We start from the raw sequence: 18,983 nt of genomic DNA, 5'->3' as shown, positions 1-18,983 counted from the left end.
TGTGCTCTGCATTTATCGTTGTGTGCCACGCTGCATAATGGCCAACGCGGTCAGCATGAGCACCAGACCGGTTATCAGTGTCAGCGTTGCCATTGCCATGCCCTGCCCGACCGAACCTTGCTCAAACTGTCGCCAGATAAAGACGGCCACAGTCTGCGTACCGGCAGGCGCCAGCAACAGCGAGGTGACCAGCTCGCGCGAGGCGATAGCAAACACCATCAACATGGCGGCTAACAAGGCCGGAAATACGAGCGGAAGCACGATAAAACGCAGTGACTGAAAGGCGCTGGCGCCGTGCACGCGCGCCGCCGGTTCAAGGTTCCCCCCCAACTGACGTAAGGCACTGCCGACATAGCGCACCGGCCAGGGCAACAGCAGGCAGCAATAGGAGAGCAGTAAAATAGCCCAGGTGTTATAGGGGGAGACGGGCCAGAAGGTGCGGTTCCACAACAGAATCAGCCCCACGCCCACCACAATTCCCGGCAGTGCGGCAGGCATTAATGAGAGCGCATCAATAATGCGGCGACCTTTAATCTGCTGGACCACGACCAGCCAGGCTGCAAGCAGCCCGACAAACCCGGTAATCAGCGCCGAACCCAAGGCCAGCGACAGGCTGGTACCCAGTGCCGTTAAGGCATCTCCCTGCTGGGCAAAGAGCGCGCTGTAATGCGCCGTGGTGGCATTGGCCAGCGATAAACCACCCGATAAGGTAGACATAATTCCCGTCACCGCCATTGACAGCCCTGGCACCACGACCGCAAGAAAACCAACCAGCGCCATCGCCAGCACCACGGGAACGGCTGCCATACCCAGCGTCGCGCCGCTATTTTCGGTGGGTTTACCCGTCACACTGGTGACGTCTTTACCGCCAGTCAGCTTACCCTGCAACCACCAGGCGCTGAGGGCGATTGCAATCAGAACGAGCGACAGCACAGAGGCACCCGGCAGATCAATCGGCCAGTCCGCCAGCCGTTTTTCAATGCCGACGGTGAGCATTACCACCCCGGCGCGTGTGCCAAGTGCAGCTGGAACGCCGTACTCTTCAATCGCCAGGGTAAAGGCCAGCAGCATGCCTGCCGCCAGCGACGGCGACAGCATCGGCAGGGTCACATGAATAAACGCCCGCCACGGTGTGGCTCCATGCACCCTGGCGACCAGCGCCAGCCGTTGCCCGCTGGCAAGCAGGCTGCGGGAGACGGCGAAGTAGACGACCGGGAAAATGTTCAGCGTCATCACCAGCACGATTCCGCTTTTACTAAAGAGGAGCGCATTAAGATCGAAGCCGAGCAACTGGGCCAGATAACCATTGGTTTGCAGCACCAGCATCCAGGAGAGCGCGGCGATGTAGGGCGGCGTCAAAAACGGAATAAGGAACAGCAGATCCCAGAGTTTAGGGCATGGCACATTAAACAGACCACGCGCCACGCCAAGCGGCAGACCGAGACAGGCGCTGAGCAATGCCACACCGGCGGCGATTTGTAGCGTGCCGGCAAACATTGCCGGGAGCTGAGGCTCAGTAAACAGCGGCATGATGCCGGTAAACGCCCCTTCCAGCGATCCGGCGCTGAAGTGGGGAAACACGGCCTGCAGAATAATAAAGAAAAGTGGTAATGCGACCAGTATCACCAGAATGGCGACGGTCGCCACAGAGAGAAATCGTTGATTCACAGCGGCTATCCAAAAGACGGGGTTGCCCCCGTCTGCTGATGATTACTGAGCGAAGAGTGTATTGAAACGCTTGAGGACGTCGGCACGCTCACTGGTGCCATCGCTTCGGGTCGGCAGCACGTTCAGCTCCGTGAACAGCGGACGTTTGGCCTGCACATCGGTGCGGGCCGGCATCAGCCAGGCATCCGCAACCATTTTCTGCCCTTCAGGCGACAGCACATAATCAACAAACGCTTTAGCATCGGCTTCATGCTGCGTGGTTTTCAGGATCATCATCGGACGCGGCGCAATGACGGTGCCGCTGGCCGGGAAGATAACCTTGAGGGATTCACCCTGTTCAATGTTGCCATAGGTCACGTAGTCCACCGCGCCAAAGACAGCGGCTTTCGCCCCCTGCATTACTGGCGTAACGGCCTGGGCGTTCGGGCCGCTGACCACCATGCCATTTTTCTTCAGCGCCTCAAACAACGCCCAGGCCTGGTCGCCCATACCGTTTTGCAGACCTATCAGCAGATCAAGGGAAGCGCCAGAAAGCGCCGGATCCGGCGTGGTCACTTTGTCTTTAAACGCAGGTGTGGTCAGATCCTTCCACTCTTTCGGTTCAGGCGTGCCGCTTTTAGTATTCCAGACGATGCCAAGCGCAGAGATACCCTGCGCCACATAATCGGCGCTTTTCAGCGTATCCGGCACATTACCAGCGTTAGCGCTCTGGTACGGCAGCAACCAGCCGCGGTTGTGGAGATCTTCTGCGGTATCCCACGAAGCAGAAATAAGGATATCGGCCTGCGGATTAGCCTGCTCGGCCTCCAGTCGAGCCATCACTTTTCCGGTAGTGGCCTGAAAGATATCCACTTTCACGCCGGTTTTCTTCTCAAAACCACTGGCAAGGCCTTTTGCCAGCGAACCCGGCCCTGCGGTGTAAACGGTAAGCGCATGTGCGCTGGACATCATGACAGACGATAACACCATGGCTAACGCAACTCCTTTCTTCACGGACAGTCTGGCTTTCATGCAATTTCCCCTGAGGATGATGTAACAGTACGAATAGCGTCTACCCGTCCGGCAGACAAATGAACAATTCGGTCGGCGAGTATCTCGGCTTCACGACGATCGTGGGTGACATAGACGGCGGTGATGACGAGCTGGCGAAGCAGTGTGGCCATTTCACGGCACAACGATTCACGCAGTTCGCTGTCGAGATTGGAAAGCGGTTCGTCAAACAGCAACACCCGCGGTTCAGCGACAATCGCCCTGGCAAGCGCCACACGCTGCTGCTGCCCACCGGAGAGACCGGAAGGTTTGCGTGTGGCAAATGCATCAAGGCCGACGCGTGCTAACGCTGCGGCAACACGGATTTCACGTTCAGCCCGTGGCACATTGCGCATTTTGAGCGGGAAGGCGACGTTATCTTCCACCGTCATATGCGGCCAGAGGGCATAGTCCTGAAAGACCATGCCAATGTTGCGTAACTCCGGCGGCATCGCCCACCCCGCTTTCGCCACCAGGCGTGAGCCAAACGAAATGGTGCCGTCCGCGGGGTGAGTTAACCCGGCAAGCAGACGCAACAGGGTGCTTTTGCCACAGCCTGAGGGGCCGAGCAGCGCCACGATGGTGCCTGCGGGAATCTGAAGATCGATCTGATTGAGAACCGTGTGCGTACCAAACGCATACGACACGCCGTCGAGGCGGATTTCAGTGAACGCGTCCATTAGCGCCCTCCCGGAATGAGAAAGCGAATGACACCCGTGGTCTGCAACCGACGGGGCGCGTCCACCTGCACATAAGTCAGGGGAGAAAACATATTGTTATCCTCTTTGGGATTTGATGCCGCTGACTATAGGCAGGATATGTGACGAATAAATTACGTTTATGTTGCGGCTTGATTTATAAAGAAGAGTGGTAAACGATTAGAGGATCCCTCACCCATTTCCCTTAATGAAAAAAGGTGATTATGTGCGTATCGCAACAATCACAAATTTTGCGTACATCTCCACGGTCATACTGACACTTGCCTCCGGTGCGGCCCTCTTTACCGCTTCCAGTGCAGAACGGGCGGAGCGCGAGGCGATTGCCCATAGCCGGGTTTCTGACACCCTGATCGACGAACTGGAAAAAGATGCCTACGCCCTGACCGACCTGGCGCGGGAAGCTGTAGTAAGACGCCAGCCGGCGCAGATTGAGGCCTGGCGACAGCAGCTGGATACTGATATCAAGCTTGAGGATCGCCTGGTACGCCTGCGTGACCACAATGCCACTACGGAGGAGATTCTGATTCTGCGCGATGGCATTAAAGTGCTCAGAGAGCTTGAAGATGAACAGCAGCAGGCGGTTGCCGCCGTGGAGGCTGGTGACGTTAATAAAGGCATTGATCTTCTGTTTGGTCAGTCTTACGAGGATGAACTTGACCAGGCGGAATACCGCTTTGCCCATTTTCGCAGCCTCTCTGACCAGCGAACCGATGCCGTTATTGCTGAAGCCACCGCCTTCTCGCAGCGCCTGCGCACCCTCTCAGAGGTCATGGTCGGCATCACGGCACTGCTCTTTTTGTTTGTCCTGGGATTTATTATCAAGCACCGTATTCTGCGCCCGGTGGTTACGCTCAGCGATGTGGTAAACCGCCTCGCAACCCAGGACTATGCGGTGGAGACGCCAGTGCTTGCGCAGGTGGACGAAATTGGTGATATGGCGCAGGCCATCCATATTTTTCGTGAAAATGGCCTCGCCCGGCAGCGGCTGGAGCAGGAGCGTGATGCTGAATGGGCGTCACGTACTTTGCTTGCGCGAATGACCCAGCGTTTGCAGGGGTGTGACTCCTACAGTGCGATTATTCGTGTGGTGAGCCGTTTCGCCCCTCAGATCATTGCGGATATGGGGGGACGCCTCTATATCCTTGATTCACGTACCGGTCGAATGAAGTCAGCTGCACGCTGGCTGTTACCACCGGGTGAAGACAGCTCCTTTACCCCGGATGCCTGCTGGGCGCTGAAGCGTGGTCAGTTGCACTGCCCATCCCGCGACTCGGTGGATATGCCATGCGAACACATAGCGCCAGAAGTTGCCGCCCGTGCCATCTGCATTCCGCTCATTGCCCAGAACAAAACCATCGGCCTCTTGACCTTCGACCAGTCCGATCAACAGAAAGAACCACCTTATGCCTACCTGGAACTGATGGCAGAAACGCTGGCACTGGCGCTGGCAAACCAGAGTCTGCGCGATACCCTGACCGAAAAGGCAGCACATGATCCGCTCACCGGTCTGCGTAATCGACTGAACCTGGAAGAGACGCTGCGCGCAATGGTGGACCAGGCAATGAACACCAACAGTTGCCTGAGCTGCCTGATGCTGGATATCGATTATTTCAAAAAACTCAATGACAGCCACGGGCATGAGGCGGGTGACAAAGTGCTGCGTGAAATTGCGCAGGTGCTGGTAGAGACAGTGGCTGACCGTGGGACGGCCTTCCGCTATGGCGGCGAAGAGTTCCTGATTATGCTGCCGGACACGACTGAATCTGACGCGCGCAAACTGGCAGAGCAGCTGCTGCGCAATGTCCAGTCACACCATATTCTTTATGAATCACGGGATATCGGCCCGGTATCGGTTTCCATCGGTCTGGCCACCTGGCCTCAGCATGCGCGGGCGACTAATCTGATTCGCGCAGCCGACGTTGCTTTGTATCTGGCAAAAGAGCGCGGGCGGGGACAGATAGTGATTGCCCGCGCAGGCCAGACGAATGTAGCGCCGTAAGGCCTGAATTTACCTGCCATCATGATGACATCAAGGAGCCATTATGAATGCTTTTCGTCCGGTTTCATTGAATCACGCAAGCCGCCTGTTAAACCACGGGCCAACGGTGCTTATCACCAGCCGCGATGAAAGTATCGACAGGCGCAATATCATGGCTGCCGCCTGGTCGATGCCCGTTGAATTCTCCCCTGCGCGTATTGCCATCGTGGTGGATAAAAGCACATGGTCCCGCGAGCTGATTGAACGCAGCGGGATGTTCGGCATCGTTGTATCGGGTGTGGCTGCCACCAACTGGGCATGGGCGGTTGGGAGCGTGAGCGGGCGTGAAGAGGATAAGTTCAACTGCTACGGCATACCGGTGATTGCAGGCCCGGTGCTGGGTCTCCCGGTCGTTGAGGAAAAATGCCTTGCCTGGCTGGAGTGCCGCCTGTTGCCTCCGACCGCTGCGCTGGAAAAATATGACACCCTGTTTGGTGAGGTGGTCTCTGCGGCTGCAGATGAGCGCGCATTTGTGAATGGTCACTGGCAGTTTGATGAGGGTCAGCTCAATACGATCCATCATCTGGGAGGCGGCAATTTTGTCACCAGCGGGAGAGCGATTAAAGCGCCGGAGTAATCTCTTTCCCCTCACCCGGAAAATACGTGCGCGGGGTTGCCTTTCTCGCTCCCCTTTTATGGAGAGGTTCAGGGTGAGAGGCAACGCCCTCCCCCTGCGCCAGTTACATCTCGTAACCCGGCTTTTTAATCAGCGTAGACAGATGCGGGGCAATTTCGGTGTCCCAGACTTCACTTTTCCATGCGTCAGGCTCGACCTGATTCAGGGCAATGCTGATGGAACTGTCTTTACTGCCGAGATGGCGGGCAATGGCCTCCGCTATGTCTGATGCCAGCGCACTTTTTTGCTCATCATTCAGGTCACGGGGAAAACATTGGATATCAATATGCGGCATGGTGTGCTCCTTGTAATAGGATGTTCAACCTACCACAGGCAAAAAATGTCAGTTATCAAATAATGTCGTTTTCACGCAGAACCTTATTCAGCTTCGGCACTGCACACACGGCATCGGCGACGGTGGTGATATGCGGTGTGTTCTCGTGAAACCAGCGGTGTCGGGGTCCCCAGGTACGCATTACGCAAAGATAAATATCCAGCAACGTTAATTGCTCACCAAAAGCATAAGGTGTGGCTTTGAGCTGCTGATCCAGCCAGAGATATAACCGTTTGCGGTGATGAACAACCTGTTCGCGCAACTGCTCAGGCGCCTGTGAAACGAAACGCTCAGGGTAATCCGCGTAGGTGAAGGTGGGATAGATATTGGCGACCAGCCAGATGAGCAAACGCCAGAACTGCTGGCGTTCCGGCGTGCCTTGCGGTGGCGCGAGCTCCGGTCGGATATCGAGAATCATTAGCGCGATAGCCGCTGATTCGGTCATAACGCTGCCATCGTCAAGTTGCAGCGTTGGCACCTGGCAAAGCGGGTTAAGACTGAGCAACCTGTTCTGCATGGGACCGGGTTTATCAAACCCTTCTACGTTCTCGAAATGATATGGAATCTCTGCCAGGGTCAGCATCAGTTCAGCAATAGCAGACCCCCAGCCGGGTGCGCCATAGACGGTGATCATAAGACCTCCTCGCTTGCGAATAAAGCTACAGTTTAGTCAAACTGGCAAGGAAGGCGTCGGCCTCATGGTCATTCGTGATGCGCACAAAACGCAGATGCTGATAGCGCGGATCCGCCATATCGGCGGCGTAGCGGATGCGATTCTTACGCCAGGTTTTGAGCGTCCAGATGATGATAGAGTCGCGAGTCAGAAAAGCGCGGCGAAAACTTTCGCGGTTTCCCGTGCCCGCCCAGAGTTCGTTCTTATGCCAGGCACGTTTGATGGCACGCCAGACACACTGGCGCAGCGTGCGCCAGAAACCATAATCCACCCAGACGATGACGTCGACGTCCCGCCATTTAATGTCACGGGTGCGATTGTAGTTGCCGTCGAGTACCCAGCCGGGACTGTCCAGCGCCGCCACCAGCAGTGCATTCATCTCCGCGTCGGTGCGTCCCTGCCAGTCGGAGAGCCAGTAAAGGCTGTCCATTTCTATCCAGGGTACATTAAGCAGCGTTGCCAGACGACGCGATAATGTCGACTTCCCACTGCCGCTGGTGCCGATAACGTTGATTTTCATGATTCAGGCTGACTCGCGTTCAACTAAATGAAAACCGATGTCTACCACCCCATCCTGCGGCGATATCCCTTCGATCCGGTCGGCAAGGAGGGTTGCAGCACGGTATCCGATGGCCTGCCGGTCAACGCTGATAGTGGTAATCGAAGGCCAGGTGTCGGCAGCAAAATCCAGATCGCCAAAGCCAATCACCGCCAGATCGTCCGGCACCTTCAGACCACGTGACTGGGCTTCAACGATGGCTCCCTGCGCCAGGGTGTCTGAACTGCAGACGATGACATCATATTCTCCCGCCTTAAGCAGATCGCTGAGCCCCTGGCGACCCGAGACAAAACGGGCCGGTAAGGCGACATCAACAGCAGGCGGATTCATCACGCCATTACGCGCCAGCGCATCGGTCAACCCACTGCGACGAAGGGCGGCACGGTTATCCACCGTCCAGAGTAAACCCGGCCGACGATAGCCTTTACGCAACAGATACTCTGCCGTGGCCTCCCCCACTTTTTCATGAGAAAAACCCACCAGCATATCCAGTGGCGTGGGGGTTAGATCCCAGATCTCCACCACCGGCACGCTGGCATTCAGGATAACGCGCTTAAGCTCGGTAGAGTGGTGAATACCCGTCAGCACAATGCCGTCGGGGCGGCGGGATAAAAGTGTCGCCACCAGCTCCGCTTCGTTTTCCTGCGTATACCCGGCAACGCATAGCAGCATATGGTAACCACGCTCAGCCAGTTCATCGCTGATGGTTTGTATGGTATCGACGAACATGCTGTTGTTGATTTGCGGCACCACGACGGCAATCAGTTTGCTTCGACGCGAGGCCAGCCCGCCCGCCAGCGCATTGGGGATGTAGCCCGTTGCTTTTACTGCAGCGAGCACCTTCTCTACGGTTTTTGGACGAACCAGTTGGGGCGTGTTCAGCGCGCGGCTGACGGTCATCGAAGACAAACCCGCCGAGCGGGCGACATCTTCAAGCGTCGGCGCGCGCGGAGGGGTGGGACGAGAGGGTTTCGACATGATTGCTCACTGCGGCATTTTTTTGTGAGCGGAATTATAAGCGATTTGTCAGATTTATTCGCGGGCTAACTGCCTGCGGCGAAACCTTCATAATCAGCGTGTTAACTCACCAGCCCCAGGATTTTTGTTAACGCTATCATTTTTATTATCGCATGGGGCTTTGTCATTAAAAAGTGTGGACTGGTTCAGCCTTTAAAAGAAAGCGAGCTATTTTATTGTGATCTACTGTACATTTTGACGGCAAATCAGTAGCGGCCAGGACATGGCTAAATTATAAATGTTAGCGCAAACATTATTCCAGTTTAAGCTACAGGAGTTAATCATGACCGTGAGTGCAAATTCTGATGCCGTTACCTACGCAAAAATGCAGGGTGCAAAAACCGCTGCGGAAACCGGCGACCGTATTGAGTGGGTTAAACTCTCCCTCGCCTTCCTGCCACTGGCGACCCCTGTCAGTGATGCGAAAGTCCTGACCGGACGTCAGAAACCGCTGACCGAAGTCGCGATTATTATTGCCGAAATTCACACGCGTGACGGGTTTGAAGGCGTTGGCTTCAGCTACTCCAAACGCGCCGGCGGCCAGGGAATATACGCTCACGCCAAAGAGATTGCTGACAATCTGCTTGGCGAAGATCCTAACGACATCGATAAGATCTACACCAAACTGTTATGGGCCGGCGCTTCGGTAGGACGTAGCGGTATGGCGGTACAGGCCATCTCCCCTATCGATATCGCGCTCTGGGATATGAAAGCCAAGCGTGCGGGACTGCCGCTGGCAAAACTGCTCGGCGCGCACCGCGATTCGGTTCAGTGCTACAACACCTCCGGTGGCTTCCTGCACACCCCGCTGGACCAGGTGCTGAAGAACGTCGTTATCTCCCGCGAAAACGGCATCGGCGGCATCAAAATCAAAGTTGGCCAGCCGGATACCAAAGAGGATCTGCGTCGCCTGACGGCGGTACGTGAAGCCCTGGGTGACGACTTCCCGCTGATGGTGGATGCGAACCAGCAGTGGGATCGCGAAACGGCCATCCGCATGGGGCGTCAGATGGAGAAATTTAACCTTATCTGGATCGAAGAGCCGCTGGATGCCTACGATGTGGAAGGTCATGCCCAACTGGCGGCAGCACTCGATACCCCAATTGCCACCGGTGAGATGCTGACCAGTTTTCGCGAGCATGAACAGCTGATCCTCGGTAACGCCAGTGACTTCGTTCAGCCGGATGCGCCGCGGGTGGGCGGTATCTCGCCGTTTCTGAAAATTATGGACCTTGCAGCGAAACATGGTCGTAAGCTGGCGCCGCACTTTGCGATGGAAGTGCACCTGCACCTCTCCGCTGCTTACCCCATTGAGCCGTGGCTGGAGCATTTCGAGTGGCTCAACCCGCTGTTTAATGAACAACTGGAGCTGCGCGACGGACGCATGTATGTCTCTGACCGTCATGGGCTCGGCTTTAGTATCAGTGAGCAGGCACGCGCCTGGACTCAGCAAAGCTGTGAGTTTGGCAAACGCCCCTAGTCGTCACAGGCGGGTTAATGTCCCGCCTTTCTTTATTGATGCAGAATTCTGGCGCACCCTGCGCTCCGCTGCTTCGCCATAATGGTTGTACTCCCGACGTAGCAGCGATTTTTATAGTCATCGGCATTCTGGATCCTGTTTTCAGGCATGATGACATCATCAGTAATATTGTATTGATATGCTTTTAACTATTTATTGCGGAAACAAAATGGCATTTGAAATTCATAATAGCGGGAGTAATTATTAATAACGCTGATAAATAACGTTTGAACTTACATGCGACGTTCATTAACTATTGCCAAAGAAAGACAAAAATGAAAAGGATCCAAATATTCATAACGCACCAGGATGGGTGCGAAGGTTATCTCTGAAAGAAAACGTACTTTTCTGTTAATCATTACGACGGGGTGACGCCCCCGCCAAGGAATCGATGATGAGTAATGTTATTAAGCGCACAAACGTGCGCCACGGTATTCTTATTTTCTTATTTCTGGCCACCGTGTTTAATTATGCTGACCGGGCAACGCTTTCAGTGGTTGCCCCCATTATGAGTAAAGAGTTAGGTTTTGACCCCGAAGCGCTGGGACTGGCGTTTTCTGCGTTTGGTATTTCCTACGTCATTATGCAAATTCCGGGTGGCTGGCTGCTGGATAAGTATGGCTCACGTCTGGTGTATGGCTGTGCGCTGATCGGCTGGTCAATCGTCACCATGTTTCAGGGCACGATCTACCTGTTCGCCAGCCCTCTTATTGTGCTGGTGATTTTACGCCTGCTGATGGGGGCCATAGAAGCCCCGGCGTTTCCGGCCAATAGTCGCTTAAGCGTGCAGTGGTTCCCGAATAAGGAGCGCGGATTCGTTACGGCGGTCTACCAGGCAGCACAATATATTTCGCTCGGTATTGTCACGCCGTTAATGACGCTGATTCTGCATAATATGAGCTGGCATTATGTTTTCTATTATATTGGCGCCATTGGTGTGGTTCTTGGCATCGTCTGGCTGGCAAAAATCCGCGATCCACTGCAACACAAAAAAATTAACCAACAGGAACTGGATTATATTCGTGAAGGCGGGGGCGAACCATCGCTGGGCAGTGCCACGAAGAAAGAGAAAATCACACTCTCGCAAATTAAGAGCGTGTGCGTCAATCGCATGATGATCGGTGTATATATCGGCCAGTTCTGCGTAACCTCTATTACCTGGTTCTTCCTGACCTGGTTCCCCACCTATTTATACCAGGCAAAAGGCATGTCTATCCTGAAAGTTGGCTTTATTGCCAGTATTCCCGCCATCGCCGGATTTATTGGCGGCCTGATGGGAGGCGTATTCTCTGACTGGTTATTAAAACGTGGTTATAGCCTAACGACCGCGCGAAAATTTCCGGTTATCTGCGGCATGTTACTCTCCTGCGTTATCGTAGTGGCCAATTATACCCGATCTGAAGTAGTGGTCATTGCCGCCATGAGCCTCGCTTTCTTTGCCAAAGGGTTTGGTAATTTAGGCTGGTGTGTGCTGAGCGATACCTCACCAAAAGAAGTACTGGGTGTTGCCGGTGGCGTCTTTAACATGTGCGGTAATCTGGCGAGCATCATTACGCCGCTGGTAATTGGGTTCATCCTTTCCAGTACCCAGTCGTTTGATTACGCTATTTTGTACGTCGGCTCTATGGGGTTAATCGGCCTGTTCTCCTACCTGTTTATTGTGGGTTCCCTGGAACGCATACAGCTCACCCGACCTGGGGTCTGAGCATAAAAACGCGGCTTCGCCATGCGGGCCGCGTTTCAGTAAACCTTTCAGAACCCCTGGCACAAGTGCTGCGCCTTCCCGCCCCTGTTTTTGGCGGCATATGCGTTAATTGTGCCGCCAGTTGCCTCCTGCGGAATCGGTTAACCTACTGACTGCTGCTGACTTCACAAATTCCACTAATCAGGTGCAGTTTTTCCGCTTGTATCTTTTGCGTCGGTAAAAAATTGCGGGTAGGATGCTGCGCCATGTTTTGTCTTATTCATACGCAGAATGATTGAAAAGGCAGGACACTTTCCCGGCGGAGCAAACGTTTGGTTTTAGTTCTGTCGGGGGTGAGGAATTCCCAAAAGGTTCAGACAGGTCAACAGGTACATAATGAAAAAAACCGAGCATAACGCGGCCGAGCATCAGGCCGCGAAACGACGTTGGTTAAACTCTCATGAAGAGGGGTACAACAAAGCAATGGGTAACCGCCAGGTGCAGATGATTGCCATTGGTGGTGCGATTGGTACTGGCTTATTTTTAGGCGCGGGTGCGCGTCTGCAGATGGCAGGGCCGTCACTGGCTATCGTCTATCTGGTCTGCGGTATCTTCTCCTTCTTTATTTTACGCGCACTGGGCGAACTGGTTTTACACCGCCCTTCGAGTGGCAGCTTCGTCTCCTACGCCCGTGAGTTTCTGGGTGAGAAAGCCGCCTACGTTGCAGGCTGGATGTATTTCGTCAACTGGGCGATGACCGGTATCGTCGATATCACCGCCGTTGCGTTATATATGCATTACTGGGGCGCGTTTGGCGATGTGCCACAGTGGGTCTTTGCACTGGGTGCGCTGGCGATAGTTGGCACCATGAACATGATTGGCGTGAAGTGGTTTGCCGAGATGGAGTTCTGGTTCGCCCTGGTGAAAGTGCTGGCAATTGTCGCCTTCCTGGTGGTCGGGACAATTTTCCTCGGCTCCGGAAAACCGCTGGATGGCAATGCGACCGGCTTCCATTTGATAACCGATAACGGTGGCTTCTTCCCGCACGGCCTCCTGCCAGCGCTGGTGCTTATCCAGGGGGTGGTCTTCGCTTTTGCGTCTATCGAATTTGTCGGTACGGCTGCGGGCGAGTGTAAAGACCCGGAGAAAACCGTGCCGAAAGCGATTAACAGCGTTATCTGGCGTATCGGCCTTTTCTACGTCGGCTCCGTTGTGTTGCTGGTCCTGCTGCTGCCGTGGATGGCTTACCAGCCAGGCCAGAGCCCGTTTGTGACCTTCTTCTCAAAGCTTGGTGTGCCTTATATGGGCGATGTGATGAACATCGTCGTTCTGACCGCTGCGCTCTCCAGTCTGAACTCCGGCCTTTACTGCACCGGACGTATCCTGCGCTCGATGTCGATGGGCGGTTCTGCACCGAAGTTCATGTCCAAAATGAGCAAACAGCACGTGCCCTATGCAGGCATTCTTGCCACCCTGGCGGTCTACGTGGTGGGCGTGTTCCTGAACTATCTGGTGCCTGCTCAGGTGTTTGAAATTGTGCTGAACCAGGCGTCCGTCGGCATTATTGCCTCCTGGGCCTTTATCGTGGTTTGCCAGATGTGCCTGCGTAAAGCCATTAAAGAAGGTCGTGCGGCTGAAGTGAGCTTTAAGATGCCGGGGGCGCCGTTCACCTCCTGGTTAACCCTGCTGTTCTTGTTAAGCGTTCTGGTTCTGATGGCGTTCGACTACCCGAACGGCACCCTGACCATTGGATGTCTGCCGGTACTGGCGCTGCTGCTGGTTGCAGGCTGGTTTGGTGTGCGTAAGCGCGTTGCCGCTATCCACAGCACCGCACCGGTTGCGCAGGCGTCCCCTGCCGCTGATGCCACGCTGGTAGAAAAACCCGCAAAATAATCAACTGCGTTTAACGTTACAAAAAAACCAGCCGGGTATGCACCGGCTGGCTTTTTTTTGCCCCGTCCAGGCACTATTCTGATACTCCCCCTAAATGCACCTCAATAGTTTGTCACGCTGTCTTTTATAAGTGACAATAATCCGCTAATCTTCTGCACAGGGCCAGGGAATGCCTTATACAACGGTGCGTTATCAAAAGCGTGACGGAAACATTCCGTACGCGGAATGGATGAGTTTGTTGCAGTGGAAAGATATTCGCGCAGCCGCAAAAATCGATATTTGCATTAACCGGGCGCGGGCAGGAAACTTCGGCGATCATAAGTTTGAACGTGACGGTGTTTGGGCGCTTTGTATTAACTATGGGCCAGGCTATCGCGTCTATTATTCGGTGAGAAATGGCACAATGATTCTTTTACTCGTGGGCGGTGACAAAAAATCGCAGCAGTGCGATTTAAACAATGCCGTTGATTACTTGAGAGACTATGAAGCGAGGAAAAATGATGACTGAGTCTAAGAAAAAGATAAATGAAGCGTCTACATTTCTCCCGTTTGTTGATCATGATGAGGCCATGATTGAAGAGCTTCGGGATAACCCGGCCTATGCAGAAATGTATTTGCAAATGGCCCTTGACGAGATTTATGAGCCGGGAGGGGTACCTGCATTTCTGATTGCTCTTCGTCACGTCATTGAAGCACGAGGAGGGGTTAGCGAAATTTCTCGCAAATCAGGACTCGCTCGCCAACACATTTATCGTGCGCTTTCAGAACATGGCAATCCAACCATAACCACCATCACTGAAATTACCCGTGCCGCAGGGGTCCGACTTGCCTGTTCACATCGTGCCTAAGCGCTTCTCGGTCATTACGAAAGCCAGCCGGGTACCGGCTGGCTTTTTTATAGGTACGGATTAGAGCGCTATACGAATCACGTCATCGGGATCGGTGGCCTCTTTCTCTTTTGTGGAGGCCTGTTTTACGCTGACATACAGCGTTTTACCATCCGGGGAGAGCACCAGGCTGTTCGGGTTGGTTGGCGTGTCGAACGTTTTCACGACCTTATAAGTTTTGCCGTCGATGACGCTCACTTTCCCCGCTTTACGATGGGTCACGTAGGCCTCATTGCGGGTAGGGTTGAACAGCACCGCCAGTGACTCAGGCGCAGCCACTTTCTCCAGCACTTTGCCATCGCGAATATCCACGACCAGCACTTCAGGCTCTTTGGAGTCAGTGATAAAAGCACGATGACCGGCGGTATCCAGGCTGAGGTTCAGATAGAAATGCTCTTTACCATCGTCCTGCAGTTTTTTGCGACTTAACACCTTGTTGGTGGCGGTATCGATAGTCACCAGTTCACCGTCAGCGTTGGTGCTGTAGAGGCGTTTGGCTGACGAATCTACAGCAAGTCCCGTGCTGAAGGTGCCGGTACCGGCAATGGTCGCTTTCAGTTTCATCGACTCCCCGTCGACAACCCAGATAACACTCTCTTTACCGATGCCGGTGATATAAACGGTATTAGTCGTTTCATCTACCGCCAGCTGGCGCGGTTGCAACGGGCGTACCGTGTCGCTGCGTTTACGTTCATCCAGCACCAGGCGGCCTTTTACTTCACCGGTTTTGGCATCAACCGCAGTCAAGGCGCTGTTAATGGTGTTTCCAAACCACAGGGTCTGCGTGCGGTTGTTGATGGTTGCGCCAAAGGGTTTCAGGTCATTGTGAATAATCTGGGTCACTTCCAGCGACACCGGATCCAGACGGTAAACCACGCCACCTTTGTCGAGCTTACGGCTTTGCGAAGTGGCGACCCAGAGCGCATTTTCCTGTTGACTGAAGGCCATTTCGTAAGCGCCTTTACCGACGGCTTTGCGTAGCATCTCATCCGCTGCCTGTGCGCTGAATGCGCCTGCGAACAGTAATGAACCGAGTAACAGAGAACCACTCAGGCGTGGCGAACATAAATGACGTAAAAACATGACGACTCCCTTTGATAAAAATGTATACAGCTGCTTCACATGCTTGCCTGCCGACGACGTCATGGCATCGTCTTGTAACTGAGAATAGTAATCATTATATGTAACAATGTGGAGCATAAATTACCGTTCCTTTACCCTTCTCCTTTTTTCCTACACTTTGTATTAACGTAATGTGCCGTTTAAGTTTTCATATTTTGTTTAAAACATTAACATTACGGACATGTTCCATTTGGTTCGCCCCTCAATCTGGTCTACACATGAACACTTTCGCTCTTTCAAGAATTGCGCTTCTTTTGCCTGTCCTGGCCGCACCTGCCGCCTGGGCTGATGATAACCAGCAGACCATGATCGTCAGCGCCGCGCCAGAAGGGGTATCTGAACTGGATACACCCGCTGCCGTCAGCGTGGTCAACGGCGAGGATATTCGCCACGCCACGCCACAAATCAACCTTTCAGAATCACTGGCGAGCGTGCCGGGATTACAGGTGCAGAACCGGCAGAATTACGCTCAGGATTTGCAGCTCTCGATTCGCGGATTTGGCTCTCGTTCAACTTATGGTGTGCGCGGCATTCGTCTTTATGTTGATGGTATTCCCGCCACCATGCCGGATGGCCAGGGTCAGACATCGAATATCGATCTCAATAGCGTGGACAGCGTTGAAGTCCTGCGCGGCCCCTTCTCTGCCCTCTACGGCAACGCCTCGGGCGGAGTACTCAACGTAAAAACCGAAACCGGCCGTCAGCCGACAACCCTTGAAGCCAGCAGTTATTACGGCAGCTATGGAAGCTGGCGCTATGGCACCAAAGCCACTGGTGTCGTCGGTGACGGTACGCAACCGGGTGATGTGGATTACACGGTTTCCACCACCCGCTTTATTACCCACGGCTACCGCGATCGCAGCGAGGCGCGCAAAAATCTGGCTAACGCCAAACTTGGCGTGCGCATTGATGATGCCAGTAAGCTGACGCTGTTATTCAATAGCGTGGACATTAAGGCAAACGATCCGGGTGGGTTGACCCGTGATGAGTGGCGCGATAACCCCCGCCAGTCACCCCGCGCCGAACAGTACAATACGCGGAAAACAGTAAAACAGACCCAGGCAGGATTGCGTTACGACAGGCAGTTTAGTGAGAAGGATGATGTCAGCGTTACGATGTATGCCGGCGAGCGTGAAACCACGCAGTTCCAGTCCATCCCCCGCGCGCCACAGCTGAATCCGACACACGCTGGTGGCGTGATTGATCTGACGCGTCACTATCAGGGCATTGACAGCCGCTGGACGCATCGCGGTGAACTGGTTGTCCCGGTAACGGTGACCGGTGGCCTGAACTATGAAAACATGAGTGAAGCGCGTAAAGGCTACGAGAACTTTGTGATGGTCAACGGCGCGCCGGATTATGGTCGTGAAGGCAATCAACGCCGTAATGAGCGCAATCTGATGTGGAACCTGGATCCTTATCTGCAGACCAGCTGGCAGCTTACCGGGAAGCTCTCTCTCGATGCCGGTGTGCGCTACAGCAATGTCTGGTTTGATTCAAACGATCACTACGTTACCGCACGCAACGGCGATGACAGCGGCGAAGCAAACTATCACAAATGGCTGCCTGCGGGCTCGTTGAAATACGCGGTCACCGACGCCTGGAATCTCTATGCCGCTGCGGGACGTGGTTTTGAAACCCCAACCATCAATGAGCTCTCCTACCGTTCCGATGGTCAGAGCGGGCTGAACTTTGGTCTTAAACCAGCCACCAGTGATACGGTAGAGATAGGCAGTAAAACGCGCCTTGGTAATGGCTTACTCAGCGCCGCGCTGTTCCGTACTGATACCGACAACGAGCTGGTGACGGATACCAGCAGCGGTGGACGTACCACTTATAAAAACGCTGGTAAAACCCGTCGTCAGGGGGCGGAGCTGTCGCTGGATCAGCAGTTCGCCGGGAACTGGCGGGCCAAAGCTGCCTGGACCTATCTTGACGCCACCTATCGCAGCGATGATGTCTGTGGCAACGGCGACTGTAACGGTAATCGTATCCCCGGCATTGCCCGCAATATGGGGTTTGCTTCATTAGGCTACGTACCTGAAGAAGGCTGGTATGCAGGTGCGGATATTCGGTATCTGAGCAATATCGCAGCTGACGATGAAAACAGCGCCGTAGCCCCCTCCTGGACCGTGGTCGGTCTGAACACCGGCTATAAATTCAACTACGGTAACTGGGGCATGGATCTGTTTGGCCGTGTCGATAACCTGTTCGATCGCGAATACGTCGGCTCGGTTATCGTGAATGAGTCGAACGGCCGTTATTACGAACCGGCGCCTGGAAGGAATTATGGAGTTGGGCTGTCGGTAGCCTATCGGTTTGAGTGATGACGGTCAGTGGTTGTCGAGGTATGGGTAACTTTTGACCGGGTAAAAGGGTTCCACTCACCTTGCGTGTGGTCTGCTTCTGATGCCTGTTCACACGTGAATAGCGTTGTGATGAACAGGAATATGCCAGGAAGGCGGAGTGTCCCGTTCACTTTACGTGCCGTGTGCCTCTGATGCCACTCCACACGCGAACAGCATGGCGGTGAATAGCATATGTGATGCAGGCGGAGAGTTCCGTTCACTTTACGTGCCGTGTGCCTCTGATGCCGCTCCACACGTGAACAGCATGGTGGTGAACAGGAATATGTAACGCAGGCGGAGTGTTCCGTTCACTTTACGTACTGTATTTCTCTGTTGCCGCTCCACCCGTGAACGTGCAAGGGAGGCTCGCCGCCGCCTCCCTTGCAACCCGGGCTCCCGGCAAGGAAAATCGCCGCTTCGTGGCATTATTCGCCCCATCCCTGGGGCTCACCCCTTCGGGGCTGGCGCAGGCGCTATTCAAAATTGCTCCCGGCAATTTGTCGCCTTATGCCGTCTGACTGTCGGGTCGGGGAGCAGCCTGCGTTCCATGCAGGCTATCTCCTCCGCCGGCTTCCCTGCGGGCGGACCCGGTCAGCCGTCAACGCCGCATCGATTTTCATCCGGACCACAACACCCTCGCTGCACGTTACAGTATTAAAAGAAACGTCGGTTTCGCTTTTCTAAAAACGCGACAGCTGTACCTTTTTTCATCAGGCTACTGGCTTGCAGCGAGGGGGTTGAGTCCCCGCTGAAACCGGCGAGCCGGAGGCCGGAAGACAAGGACTGGCCGCCAGGGAGGGCGGACAGAGGTTTGTCGAGCCAGGACGGCGAGTCAAACCGGCCGCAGGCTGAGGGCCGGGAGGTGAGCGCAGTGCGC

At 54.5% G+C, this 18,983-nt stretch carries 17 protein-coding genes; 8 read left to right on the top strand and 9 right to left on the bottom strand.

The features are described 5' to 3' along the window. Nucleotides 1–12: 12 nt before the first annotated feature. Genes KXR87_RS19650 through KXR87_RS19640 form a run of 3 tightly spaced genes read right to left on the bottom strand, consistent with a single transcriptional unit; the run spans nucleotide 13 to nucleotide 3,377 of the window. Nucleotides 13–1,668 carry an ABC transporter permease gene (locus KXR87_RS19650; protein WP_437433897.1) on the bottom strand — a complete coding sequence of 552 codons (1,656 nt, stop codon included), beginning with the start codon at nucleotides 1,666–1,668 and terminating at the stop codon, nucleotides 13–15. Nucleotides 1,669–1,710: 42 nt separating this feature from the next. Next, nucleotides 1,711–2,679, bottom strand: coding sequence for an ABC transporter substrate-binding protein (locus tag KXR87_RS19645; RefSeq protein WP_437433896.1), 969 nt, complete (start codon nucleotides 2,677–2,679; stop codon nucleotides 1,711–1,713). Next, the gene (locus tag KXR87_RS19640; protein WP_437433895.1) at nucleotides 2,676–3,377 is read right to left on the bottom strand and encodes an ABC transporter ATP-binding protein; all 702 of its coding nucleotides are present in this window, start codon (nucleotides 3,375–3,377) and stop codon (nucleotides 2,676–2,678) included. The genes KXR87_RS19645 and KXR87_RS19640 overlap by 4 nt, the downstream gene beginning before the upstream one ends. Before the next feature lie 244 nt (nucleotides 3,378–3,621). On the opposite strand from KXR87_RS19640, the gene KXR87_RS19635 reads away from it, so the two are divergent. Further along, nucleotides 3,622–5,415: a diguanylate cyclase gene (locus tag KXR87_RS19635; protein ID WP_437433894.1), complete on the top strand. Its 1,794-nt coding sequence runs from the start codon at nucleotides 3,622–3,624 to the stop codon at nucleotides 5,413–5,415. A 43-nt stretch (nucleotides 5,416–5,458) separates the two neighbouring features. Beyond that, entirely contained in the window at nucleotides 5,459–6,031 is a 573-nt protein-coding gene (locus KXR87_RS19630; protein ID WP_437433893.1) for a flavin reductase family protein, read from the top strand. Nucleotides 6,032–6,134: 103 nt separating this feature from the next. Here the strand turns inward: KXR87_RS19630 and pptA are convergent, their stop codons facing one another. From pptA to KXR87_RS19610, 4 genes are read right to left on the bottom strand one after another with little or no spacing between them, the layout of a single operon-like run. Then, nucleotides 6,135–6,365 carry a tautomerase PptA gene (pptA, locus tag KXR87_RS19625; RefSeq protein WP_437433892.1) on the bottom strand — a complete coding sequence of 77 codons (231 nt, stop codon included), beginning with the start codon at nucleotides 6,363–6,365 and terminating at the stop codon, nucleotides 6,135–6,137. Between the two features lie 55 nt (nucleotides 6,366–6,420). After that, nucleotides 6,421–7,038 carry a glutathione S-transferase family protein gene (locus KXR87_RS19620; protein ID WP_437433891.1) on the bottom strand — a complete coding sequence of 206 codons (618 nt, stop codon included), beginning with the start codon at nucleotides 7,036–7,038 and terminating at the stop codon, nucleotides 6,421–6,423. Nucleotides 7,039–7,063: 25 nt separating this feature from the next. Then, nucleotides 7,064–7,597: an adenylate kinase gene (locus KXR87_RS19615; RefSeq protein ID WP_437433890.1), complete on the bottom strand. Its 534-nt coding sequence runs from the start codon at nucleotides 7,595–7,597 to the stop codon at nucleotides 7,064–7,066. 3 nt (nucleotides 7,598–7,600) lie between these two features. Further along, nucleotides 7,601–8,614: a LacI family DNA-binding transcriptional regulator gene (locus KXR87_RS19610; protein WP_437433889.1), complete on the bottom strand. Its 1,014-nt coding sequence runs from the start codon at nucleotides 8,612–8,614 to the stop codon at nucleotides 7,601–7,603. A 322-nt stretch (nucleotides 8,615–8,936) separates the two neighbouring features. Here KXR87_RS19610 and KXR87_RS19605 point away from each other — a divergent pair, with 322 nt between their 5' ends. From KXR87_RS19605 to KXR87_RS19585, 5 genes are all read left to right on the top strand, one after another. Beyond that, a complete protein-coding gene (locus KXR87_RS19605; RefSeq protein ID WP_437433888.1) occupies nucleotides 8,937–10,133 on the top strand; it encodes an L-talarate/galactarate dehydratase in 1,197 nt (398 codons plus the stop codon). 433 nt (nucleotides 10,134–10,566) lie between these two features. Then, nucleotides 10,567–11,877, top strand: coding sequence for an MFS transporter (locus KXR87_RS19600; RefSeq protein ID WP_437433930.1), 1,311 nt, complete (start codon nucleotides 10,567–10,569; stop codon nucleotides 11,875–11,877). A 375-nt stretch (nucleotides 11,878–12,252) separates the two neighbouring features. Next, nucleotides 12,253–13,749: an L-asparagine permease gene (ansP, locus tag KXR87_RS19595; protein WP_437433887.1), complete on the top strand. Its 1,497-nt coding sequence runs from the start codon at nucleotides 12,253–12,255 to the stop codon at nucleotides 13,747–13,749. A gap of 169 nt (nucleotides 13,750–13,918) precedes the next feature. After that, complete coding sequence (locus KXR87_RS19590; protein WP_437433886.1) at nucleotides 13,919–14,257, top strand: type II toxin-antitoxin system RelE/ParE family toxin; 339 nt, start codon at nucleotides 13,919–13,921, stop codon at nucleotides 14,255–14,257. Next, on the top strand, nucleotides 14,250–14,597 hold the full coding sequence (locus tag KXR87_RS19585) for a DNA-binding protein (protein ID WP_437433929.1): 348 nt from the start codon (nucleotides 14,250–14,252) through the stop codon (nucleotides 14,595–14,597). The genes KXR87_RS19590 and KXR87_RS19585 overlap by 8 nt, the downstream gene beginning before the upstream one ends. Before the next feature lie 60 nt (nucleotides 14,598–14,657). Here KXR87_RS19585 and KXR87_RS19580 read toward each other — a convergent pair whose 3' ends face one another. Beyond that, nucleotides 14,658–15,719 carry a YncE family protein gene (locus KXR87_RS19580; RefSeq protein ID WP_437433885.1) on the bottom strand — a complete coding sequence of 354 codons (1,062 nt, stop codon included), beginning with the start codon at nucleotides 15,717–15,719 and terminating at the stop codon, nucleotides 14,658–14,660. A gap of 257 nt (nucleotides 15,720–15,976) precedes the next feature. On the opposite strand from KXR87_RS19580, the gene pqqU reads away from it, so the two are divergent. After that, nucleotides 15,977–18,085: a TonB-dependent receptor PqqU gene (gene pqqU, locus KXR87_RS19575; RefSeq protein ID WP_437433884.1), complete on the top strand. Its 2,109-nt coding sequence runs from the start codon at nucleotides 15,977–15,979 to the stop codon at nucleotides 18,083–18,085. A 675-nt stretch (nucleotides 18,086–18,760) separates the two neighbouring features. On the opposite strand, the gene KXR87_RS19570 is transcribed toward pqqU, so the two are convergent. Further along, nucleotides 18,761–18,983: hypothetical protein (locus KXR87_RS19570; RefSeq protein ID WP_437433883.1), on the bottom strand; the 223-nt coding region annotated here is incomplete at its 5' end.

Source organism: Yokenella regensburgei, from assembly GCF_051486985.1.
Taxonomy (GTDB): domain Bacteria; phylum Pseudomonadota; class Gammaproteobacteria; order Enterobacterales; family Enterobacteriaceae; genus CBFFRJ01.
Note: the sequence above shows the minus strand (reverse complement) of the source record. Positions and strands in the feature narration are given on the sequence as shown.